The 9970-nt window shown below is 33.8% G+C and carries 8 protein-coding genes; 4 read left to right on the forward strand and 4 right to left on the reverse strand.

Annotated elements, in window-relative coordinates; all coding sequences use genetic code 11:
• Positions 1-16: 16 nt before the first annotated feature.
• From KWG70_RS05620 to tsaB, 3 genes are read left to right on the forward strand one after another with little or no spacing between them, the layout of a single operon-like run.
• Positions 17-1459 (forward strand): TolC family protein, encoded by a 1443-nt coding sequence (locus KWG70_RS05620; protein ID WP_230934999.1) that lies wholly within the window; start codon positions 17-19, stop codon positions 1457-1459.
• Positions 1460-1463: 4 nt separating this feature from the next.
• Positions 1464-2768: an efflux RND transporter periplasmic adaptor subunit gene (locus KWG70_RS05625; RefSeq protein ID WP_230935000.1), complete on the forward strand. Its 1305-nt coding sequence runs from the start codon at positions 1464-1466 to the stop codon at positions 2766-2768.
• A 39-nt stretch (positions 2769-2807) separates the two neighbouring features.
• Positions 2808-3482 carry a tRNA (adenosine(37)-N6)-threonylcarbamoyltransferase complex dimerization subunit type 1 TsaB gene (tsaB, locus tag KWG70_RS05630; RefSeq protein ID WP_230935001.1) on the forward strand — a complete coding sequence of 225 codons (675 nt, stop codon included), beginning with the start codon at positions 2808-2810 and terminating at the stop codon, positions 3480-3482.
• Here the strand turns inward: tsaB and KWG70_RS05635 are convergent.
• From KWG70_RS05635 to KWG70_RS05650, 4 genes are all read right to left on the reverse strand, one after another.
• The gene (locus KWG70_RS05635) at positions 3479-4291 is read right to left on the reverse strand and encodes a mechanosensitive ion channel family protein (RefSeq protein WP_230935002.1); all 813 of its coding nucleotides are present in this window, start codon (positions 4289-4291) and stop codon (positions 3479-3481) included. The two genes, tsaB and KWG70_RS05635, sit on opposite strands and share 4 nt — an antisense overlap.
• Before the next feature lie 92 nt (positions 4292-4383).
• Positions 4384-5073 (reverse strand): hypothetical protein, encoded by a 690-nt coding sequence (locus KWG70_RS05640; RefSeq protein ID WP_230935003.1) that lies wholly within the window; start codon positions 5071-5073, stop codon positions 4384-4386.
• Between the two features lie 80 nt (positions 5074-5153).
• Positions 5154-5354 (reverse strand): dodecin family protein, encoded by a 201-nt coding sequence (locus KWG70_RS05645; RefSeq protein ID WP_230935004.1) that lies wholly within the window; start codon positions 5352-5354, stop codon positions 5154-5156.
• Positions 5355-5411: 57 nt separating this feature from the next.
• Entirely contained in the window at positions 5412-6314 is a 903-nt protein-coding gene (locus KWG70_RS05650; RefSeq protein ID WP_230935005.1) for a NifU family protein, read from the reverse strand.
• A gap of 352 nt (positions 6315-6666) precedes the next feature.
• Here KWG70_RS05650 and KWG70_RS05655 point away from each other — a divergent pair.
• Positions 6667-9970: choice-of-anchor L domain-containing protein (locus KWG70_RS05655; RefSeq protein ID WP_230935006.1), on the forward strand; the 3304-nt coding region annotated here is incomplete at its 3' end.

The following is a 9970-nucleotide window of genomic DNA, read 5'->3' on the forward strand; positions in this document are numbered from 1 at the left end:
AGACATATAGATAATTATGAAAAAAACAGTCAGTATACTTATTGTTTTAATAACAATCAGCCTTCAAGCCCAAAATAAAAAATGGACTTTAATAGAATGCGTACAATATGCATTAGAAAATAATATTTCGGTTAAACAAAGTGAACTAGATTTAGAATCTGCAGATATAGAAATGCTCACAGCAAAGGGTAATTTTTTACCAAGTTTGAATGCTGGTGCAGGAGTTTCTGAAAACACGGGACTTAGTTTTAACCCAGTAACTAATAATGCACAGACTACCACATTTTTATCGGCTAGTGGAAGCGTTAATGTTGGTTATACCATATTTGACGGACTTAGAAATATAAGAACATTGCAACGTGCCGAAATATCAAAATTGGCAAGCCAGTATCGTCTAGATAAAATGAAAGATGATATTTCGCTTTTTGTTGCTAACGGTTATCTCCAAGTGATACTCAATAAAGCAAATTTAGAAGTTTTAAAGTCTCAAAATGAAGTGACCAACGAGCAAATTCAAAGAACAGAGCAATTGGTAGAAGCGGGTTCATTACCAAGAGGTGATTTACTAGAGATTCAAGCGACAGATGCTAGTGAAAAACAGTCAATTATCAATGCTGAAAACAGTGTTCAAATTTCTCTTATTAGTTTAGCGCAATTACTTTTAATTAAGGACTACGAAAACTTTGATATTGAAGATGAAGGTTATGACATTATAGATGCTGGAATTTCAAATAAAGATGTATCCGAAATTTTAGCACAAGCTAAAGAAACACGTTCAGAGATAAAAATAGCAGAACAAAATGTAGCCTTGGCCGAAAAAGATTTACAAATAGCCCGTGGTGCAAACCTTCCATCGCTATCTGCATTTTTTGGATACAATACAAGATATGCAAATACGACATCATTTACACAACAAGTAGATCCAGATAACCCAACAATTACTCAACCAATTGGTGTAGTCGAAGCAACTGGACAAACAGTTGTAGGTACATTTCCAAATACAATAGTACAAGAAGTGTCGGCAGATCCCTTCGTAGACCAACTTTATCAAAATGATGGTATAGGGTATGGACTTAATTTAAATATTCCTATTTTTAATGGGTTTGCTACAAAAGCTAGTGTTAAGAGAAATAAAATCAATTTAGAACGTTCTAAGTTTCAATTAGAACAAGCAGAATTAGATCTTGAGTCTACCGTGTATCAGGCCTATGTAGACGCCAAAGGCGCTTTAAAATCTTATGAAGCTGCACAATTGGCCTTAGAATCTCAGCAACTGGCTTATGATTATGCCAAAGAACGCTATGATGTTGGATTAACAAATGCGTTTGATTTTAGCCAATCCAAATTAAGATATGATAATGCCAGAATTGAATTAAACCGTTCTAAATACGATTATATATTTAAGTTAAAGGTTCTCGAATTATACTTCGGAATTCCTGCAACAGAACTAAAGTTTTAAAACCATGACCAAAAGAACAAAAATTATTATCACAGTTATAGGATTACTAATTCTTGCACTTGTTGCGGGAGCAAAAATGGGACTGTTTGGTAAAAAAGGTAACTTTAAAGAAGTTACTGTAAAAAAAGTAGCATCATTAGATATAGTTGAAACTGTTTCTGCTACGGGAAAAATTCAACCAGAGGTAGAGGTGAAAATATCTAGTGAAGTTTCGGGAGAGATATTGGACTTGCCTTTTAAAGAAGGTCAACAAGTTAAAAAAGGAGATCTTTTAGTTCGAGTTAATCCAGATTTAATTCAATCAGCTGTAAGCAGATCTCAAGCATCATATCAAAATGTGAGATCAGGTTTGGATCAAGCTGAAGCTTCACTTAGAGAAGCAAAAGCAAATTATGACCGAAATAAAGCACTTTTTGATAGAGGTGTTATTTCAAAAGCAGATTGGGATAGATCAATAGCTGCATATGAAACAGCTCAGGCTGCAAGAGGTTCTGCATATTATAGCGTACAAAGCGCAGCGGCATCTGTTAATGAAGCTAAAGACAACTTAAGTAGAACGACAATCTATGCACCCATGAGTGGGACCATCTCATTATTAAATGTCGAATTAGGTGAACGTGTTGTTGGAACTCAACAAATGGCAGGTACAGAAATCTTGAGAGTTGCCAACCTAAATAATATGGAAGTTGAAGTTGATGTAAATGAAAACGATATTGTGAAAGTACAAATTGGTGACTCAACAATTGTTGAAGTTGATGCCTACTTAAAGAAAGAATTTAAGGGTATTGTTACAGAAATTGCAAATTCTGCAGCAGGAACTTTAACAGCAGATCAAGTTACAAACTTTAGAGTTAAGGTTCGTATTTTAGAAGAATCATACAAAGATCTAATTGAAGGTAAACCAGAAAGCTATTCACCGTTTAGACCAGGAATGACAGCAACAGTTGATATCATTACTGATAAAAGAGATAAAACAGTTGCAGTACCAATTAGTTCTATAGTAATCAAAACAGATACGTCTTCAGTTAAAAATGACTTTAAAGTCATTGAAGATTCAGAAGAGATTAAACCTGAAAATGAAGAGAAATTTGAATGCGTGTTTGTAAATAATAAAGGCATCGCTAAATTAAGAGTTGTAAAAACAGGAATTCAAGATGATACCAATATTGAAATTGTTTCTGGATTAGAAGAAGGAGATGAAATCATTACTGGACCTTATAACATCGTTTCAAAAACATTAAAGTCTGGAGATAAGATCGAAAAGAAAGGTGCTAATCAAAAGAAAGAGGAAGTCGAGAAAGAAGAATAGTTTGATAGCTACCTAAATCACAATAATAAATATTATGTAATGTCCATTATACTAAGTATAGAAACATCTACAACAAATTGCTCAGTCTCTCTTTCAAAACAAGGAGAGACTTTGGTTTTAAAAGAAGATAATAATGTCAATTACTCACATGCTGAATCTTTGCATGTTTTTATTGATAGTGTTTTGGCATCTGCACAAATAGATAAAAACGATTTGAGCGCTATTGCCGTGAGTAAAGGACCAGGGTCATATACAGGATTACGTATAGGTGTTTCTGCTGCTAAAGGATTAAGTTACGCGCTTGATATACCTTTGATATCGGTGTCAACACTTGAAGCACTTTCTCATCAAGTAACGATCAATGAAGGTATAATTATCCCGATGTTAGATGCAAGACGGTTAGAAGTATATTCAGCTATATTTAATAGCTCTTATGATTTAGTAAGAGGTATTGAAGCACAAATATTGGATGAGCAATCATTCCAAGAGTATTTAAGTAAAGGTAAAGTCCATTTTTTAGGTAACGGTGTTGAAAAAACAAGACAACTCATCAAACACTCTAACGCTGTTTTTGTTGAGAATAAGTTACCATCTGCTAATGAGATGAGCGCTTTGGCTTTCGAAAAGTATAAAAAAAGCGACATCGAAGATGTCGCCTATTTTGAACCTTTTTATCTTAAAGATTTTATAGCATTAAAGCCTAAATCATCTTAGCCTTGTTTTTGAATTTCGACAGCATGTGGATAAGGTATTTCAATACCGGCCGCGTCAAGAGCAATTTTTGCATTTTCGTGAGTTTCAAAATAAACATCCCAATAATCTGCCACACTAGACCAAGGTCTAACAGCAAAATTTACTGAACTATCAGCAAGCTCTGAAACATTTACAGAAGGAGCTGGGTCTTTTAAAACTTTTGGGTTAGACGTAAGCACACTCATTAAAATCTCTTTAGTTTGCTTAATATCGGAATCATAACCAACTCCAAAAGTCAAATCAATACGAAGTTTTCCTTCAGAAGAATAATTCACAATATTACCATTTGATAAAGCACCATTTGGAATAATGATCTCTTTATTTGTTGGAGATAAAAGTTTTGTAGTAAAGATTTCAATTTCTTTTACAACACCTAATTCACCTTGAGCTTCAATAAGATCTCCTATTTTTATAGGTTTAAAAATCATAATTAATACACCTCCAGCAAAATTTGCAAGTGATCCTTGAAGGGCTAGACCAATAGCTAAACCTGCTGCAGCTAGAATAGCAGCAAACGATGTGGTTTCTATACCTACAGTTCCTAAAACAACAACGATGAGAATAATCTTTAATGTCCAGCTTAAAAGGTTTAAAAGAAACTTTTTAAGACTCTCATCATAAGCGCGTTTCTCCATAACTTTTCGTATACCTTTCAATATACTTTTGATAATAATTGAACCAATAATCCAAATGGCTATTGCGGCCAATACTTTTGGACCAAAATCTACTATGAGTTCATAACCCTTATCAATCCATTTTTGTAAATCCATAACGTCGTTTTTAATTAGATAGCTATAATATTAATAAAAAACCCGAACGTTTTAAACTAAAATGTTCGGGTTTTCTTAAATAGTTAATCGTATTAGAGTGTATTAATATAATTAACTAGTTTAATTAAATCTTCTTTTTTTGAAGTTTTAATTTTATTAGATTTTATAAAACTCAAAATCTCTTTTGAATGCTTTGGAAAAGTCTTTGCTATTTCCTTTTTCTTACTCGGAATTTCTATGGCTATACCTTTGTCGTTTAATGTATAATACACATCGCTCTTTCTTTTATATTGAGCTGGCTTAGTTTTGGCATAACTACTTGCTGCTTTTTTCTTTTCAGTAAAGGAAATTATTTCTTTTGCTAATAAAGGTTTTTCAATTGAGGCGTCGGTTAATACAACAAAGTAGCCTCTTTTTCCATTATTTGTGTCAGAATCTATATAATTGTAGGCGCGATACGCTTTATTGCCCTTAGAAAATGTGATTGTAACATTAAGTAAATCTTTGTTTAATGCCTCAATATCATTATTGTCTTTTTTGATTTCCATAACATCACTAAAAGCATTATATCTTAAGCTAAATAACTTTCCGTCTTTGTCAGCAGAAATCTTACCTGGCATAAAATCGTTTTCGATATAAGGCGTTCCAATAATTGAATTATCATTAAGGTCGAATGCATAGATTAAACCTGGAGATGTCAAGTTTTGTCTATTTGGGTCTTGCGCTGTAGCACTAAACGACACTAATGCGATCATTGCCGTTAAAAAAATTGATTTTATCATAATAAGTGTTTTTTTTATTGTGTAACAATAAATATGCCATGCTGCTATGCAACACAGTGAATACTAGTATTAGTATAAATTTATTTTACTTCAAAAGTCAATTTTACGTTTACTCTAAACTCTGTAACTTCATCATCGTTGACAATAGCACTTTGATCTTGTACATAAACAGATTTAATATTTTTTATGCTTTTAGAGGCTTGTTTAACTGCTTTTCTTGTTGCGTCTTCCCAGCTTTTATCTGAATTTGATAAGACTTCGATTACTTTTAATACTGCCATTTTTTTGTTTTTTTGTTAAAAAATATGAATGTTAAAGATACTAAATAATAATTGAAACTATCCGTTTATTGCCTCTACCGTCTCAACTTTACCTTTCATCATTTCTCTTAACATATTTTCAATTCCATTTTTAAGAGTAAATGTAGATGAAGGACATCCACTACAAGCTCCTTGTAAGATAACTTTTACTTTCTTTTCTTGAGGATCATAGGACTGAAACTCAATATTTCCTCCATCACTTGCCACTGCTGGTTTAACATATTCTTCTAGAATATTAATAATCTCTTTAGAAACATCATCCTTCTGCTCATACTGTTCATCTAGATGTTGGTCACTTTTTTGTTTAACTTCAGGAGCATCAGAATTAATAATAGCCTCACCATTTTCGATGTAAGATCTTATAAACTCACGGAGTTCCATGGTGATATCATTCCAATCGGCAACATCAAATTTGGTAATCGACACAAAATTTTCCTCCATAAAGACACTTTTAACAAAAGGAAAATGGAATAGCTTATTTGCTAAAGGCGCATATGCTGTTTCATCAATTGATGTAAACTCATGATACTTCGTTACTAACTTTTTATTTGCAACAAATTTTAAAACGCTAGGGTTTGGTGTGCTTTCAGCATAAACTGTTACAGGAACTTTCTTTTTAGCTTCGGAAGAGGTAACAACCGCACCTCCTGAATTTAAGTAATCTTCAATTTGAGTGGCTACTTCGTCTTGAACATCTTTCCATTCGACAATATTATAACGTTCTATAGCGATAAAGTTGCCAGAAATGTAAACTTTCTTTACAAAAGGAAGGTAAAATAGTTGTTGCGCTAAAGGTGAAGATTTTGCTTCATCAATATTATTGAATTCAAAACTTTCATGTTGCGTTATAAATTGATCGGTTTCAAATTTTAATATAGTTGGGTTAGTGGTCTCTTTTATTGAAATAGAATAATTTTTCATAGCATAAATTTTTGCAAAAATACGTAACAAAAAATTCAAAAAACAGGTTTTAATAACAACATAACGAATAAGAAGGGATAATTCTTACAAAATAAATATCTTTATAATGAGTTATTTTAAATTAACAGTTAGGGTTTTTAAGTGTTAAACTGTTATTTTTAAAAAGAATTAGAAGTACTAATTACTTAATTTTTACTAAATTTCGCTCTTATTATTAAAACCTCTACCTAAATAACTTGACTACAGTTTGCTTTTAAAAAGGCGTGGTGCTTTCATAGTTATGGTGTTCAACAGTTTAATTTTGTTGAAGCATGTAAGTTTTATAATAAGGGTAAAACTATTTTAAACCGCTATGAAAAAGCTTTACGTACTCTTTGTCTTATTATCCTATATCTCGTTTGGTCAAGATTTAAACATGCAAGATGGTACATTTAATAGATGTGCACCAGATTTATTTTTCGATTCGGGAGGATCTGGAGGGCCTTATTCAAGTGATGAAGCTTTAGTAACAACAATTTGTCCTGAGAATGCAGGCGAATTTCTCATTATAAATTTTACAGATTTTAGTACGCAGTTAAATGTCGATGTTTTAACTGTTTATGATGGTGATAGTACTTCGGCACCAGTTATTGGTACTTATTCGGGAGTTGCTGGACCAGGTAATATTGTGGCCAGTCTACTAAACATGAGTGGTTGTATTACTTTTGAGTTCGTTTCAGATGGAGCAGGAACAACTACTGGATGGGAAGCCGAAATCATATGTACAGTACCATGTCAAACAATTACACCATCCATAGATTCTACGACGCCTGAGGCCAATGGTGGAGGAGTTATTCTAATTAATGCTGGAGATCAAGTAGACTTTGTAGGTAGTGCTACATTTTCTGATGATGGAACCGGAGCAACATATGAATGGGATTTTGATGATACTAATACAGCAACGGGAACAAATGTGTCAAATATTTTTGCCGCACCAGGATCTTATGATGTTACATTAACAGTTACAGATACCAATCCTTTAGGTTGTTCGGTCTCAAGAGATATAAACGTTTTTGTTTTAGGTGAGAATATTGTTGTTGATCAAACAACATTTACAGTAGAAGAACTCGTTCAAGATGTTTTAATTGATAGTCCTTGTGCCCAAGTAAGTAATATTACGTGGTCTACAGGTACAAATTTTAATGATGATAATGGTATTGGATATTTTGCTAATGATGGCAGTATCTTTCCTTTTACCGATGGTCTTATACTAACCTCAGGAGATGCAAGTCGAGCTAGAGGGCCTAATAATAATGCATTGAGTGATGGTGGTGGAGGCTGGCCTGGTGATGCCGAATTAGATGCCGCAGTGGGAATTAATTCAAATAATGCCAGTATTATACAATTTGATTTCGTACCATTAGCTGATAGTATTAGTTTTGACTTTTTAATGGCTTCGGAAGAGTATAATGGTAGTACAGGTGGAACTTTCGAATGTACATTTTCTGATGCTTTTGCCTTTTTATTAACAGATCAAGCAACTGGTATAACAACAAATTTAGCCGTATTACCAGGAACAAATACACCAATTCTTGTTACAAATATTCATCCAGCAAATCCTGGTTGTGCTGCTATAAATGAGCAATTTTTTGGTGGTTACACAGGAAATAATTCACCTCCAATGAGTTTTGATGGGAGAACAGCAGTTTTTACCGCACAGTCTCCTGTAACTCCTGGAAATGATTATACAATCAAGTTAGTTATTGCTGATGCTTCAGATACGGCATTAGATTCTGGTGTTTTTATTGAAGCAGGAAGTTTTAACCTCGGTGGAGATTTAGGAGATGATATAACAATTGCAGCAGGTACTGCGGAATGCGGAGGTGAAACCATTACCTTAGATACACAAGCGCCAACTGCGACTCATATATGGTATAAAGATGCTGTTGAAATTGCAGGGGAGACTTCTTCTACTTTAGATGTTATAGAGCCTGGAATTTATACAGTTGATGTTATCTTTTCTGGATCATGCCAAGCCACAGATTCTGTAGTTGTAGAATTTAAGCCAAATGCAGTAGCTAATACACCTCCAGACTTATCAATTTGCAGTTTTTCAGGTACTGGTGATTTTATGCTAACAGACAATGATGATGATGTACTTGGAACCCAAGATCCAAATGATTACGTAATTACATACCATCTTACCGAACAAGAAGCAATTGATAACGTAAATCCAATTCCAAGTCCGTACACTAATATTTCAAATCCACAAACAATACATGTTCGTATTGCTGAAAATACTCAGGAGTGTTTTGATTTAACATCTTTTGATTTAGTCTTTACAGATTTAACTATTAACGATGCAGTTACTCCTATTGATGAGTGCGACGATAATAATGATGGATTCGCGATGTTTACGTTAACAGAAAGAGATGACGAAGTCATTGGTGCTTTAGATGAAACAACAGTAACTGTAACGTATCACCTTTCTCAAGATGATGCTAATAATGACGTAAACCCTTTGCCAATTCCTTATACGAATTTGGTGCCAACTAATCAAATTATTTACGTTAGGGTTGAAGCTAATGTAGATGCAGGTTGTTTTAATACAACGACATTAGAATTAAGAGTTAGTCCTATTCCTGTTCCTATTGTTCCTACTACTTTTGAGGTTTGCGATGATAATAATGACGGATTTGCAATGTTTGATTTAACAACGAAGGATGCTGAAATTTTAGGTTTGCAGACAGGTGTTACTGTAACGTATCACGAAAGCCAAGCAGAGGCAGATGATGGTTCAAATGCGCAACCAAGTCCTTATACTAATATAGATCCAAATACTCAAACACTTTACGTAAGATTAGAAGATGATATTTCAGGTTGTTTTGATACGGTTGAACTTGTATTACTTGTAAACCCTATTCCTGATGTTGGTGCCATTTCTAATTATGAGCTATGTGATTATAACCTTCCAGGAGATGAAGTAGAAGTTTTTGATTTAACGACAAAAGCTGCTGAGGCTATTAATGGTCAGACAGGTGTTACAATATCGTATCATGAATCACAAATAGATGCTGAAGGAGGAGCTAATCCTATATTAAATGCTTCATTCTATAGTAATACAAATACACCACAAACGATATATGTTAATATTACAAATACATCAACTGGATGTTCTAATGTTGGTAGTTTTGACTTAATTGTTAATCCGCTTCCAGCATTAGTTAATCCAACTCCATTAGAGGTTTGTGACGATGGCACACCAGATGGGATAACGAGTATAGATTTAACGTTAAAGAATACTGAGATTACAGATAATAACGCGAACTATTCGGTGAGTTATCATTTAACTCAGGCAGATGCAGATGCTAATGTGAGCCCACTGAGCATTCCATATACAAATCTTGTCAATGGACAGATTGTATTTGTACGCGTTCAGGATATCAACACGGGCTGTTATGATACGACGACCTTAGAGTTGATCGTCGAGCAGGCACCAATAGCCAATACACCGACGCCATTAGCGTATTGTGATCCAGACAGTGATGGATTTGGGGTATTTGATTTAACGAGTAAGGACATAGAGATTACAGGCGGTGATCCTAACCTATCGGTGAGCTACCATGAGACAATGGCTGATGCTGATAATAATGTGAATGCTTTAGATAGTCCTTATA

The sequence above is a fragment of the Psychroserpens luteolus genome (genome assembly GCF_021032705.1).
GTDB classification, from domain to species: Bacteria; Bacteroidota; Bacteroidia; order Flavobacteriales; family Flavobacteriaceae; genus Psychroserpens; species Psychroserpens luteolus.

What these genes read in the sequence shown, in the direction of transcription:
- KWG70_RS05650 (WP_230935005.1), bottom strand. Translation starts at nt 6,314, where the DNA reads ATGAAAAATTATTCTATTTCAATAAAAGAGACCACTAACCCAACTATA.
- tsaB (WP_230935001.1), top strand. Translation starts at nt 2,808, where the DNA reads ATGTCCATTATACTAAGTATAGAAACATCTACAACAAATTGCTCAGTC.
- KWG70_RS05645 (WP_230935004.1), bottom strand. Translation starts at nt 5,354, where the DNA reads ATGGCAGTATTAAAAGTAATCGAAGTCTTATCAAATTCAGATAAAAGC.
- KWG70_RS05620 (WP_230934999.1), top strand. Translation starts at nt 17, where the DNA reads ATGAAAAAAACAGTCAGTATACTTATTGTTTTAATAACAATCAGCCTT.
- KWG70_RS05640 (WP_230935003.1), bottom strand. Translation starts at nt 5,073, where the DNA reads ATGATAAAATCAATTTTTTTAACGGCAATGATCGCATTAGTGTCGTTT.
- KWG70_RS05635 (WP_230935002.1), bottom strand. Translation starts at nt 4,291, where the DNA reads ATGGATTTACAAAAATGGATTGATAAGGGTTATGAACTCATAGTAGAT.
- KWG70_RS05625 (WP_230935000.1), top strand. Translation starts at nt 1,464, where the DNA reads ATGACCAAAAGAACAAAAATTATTATCACAGTTATAGGATTACTAATT.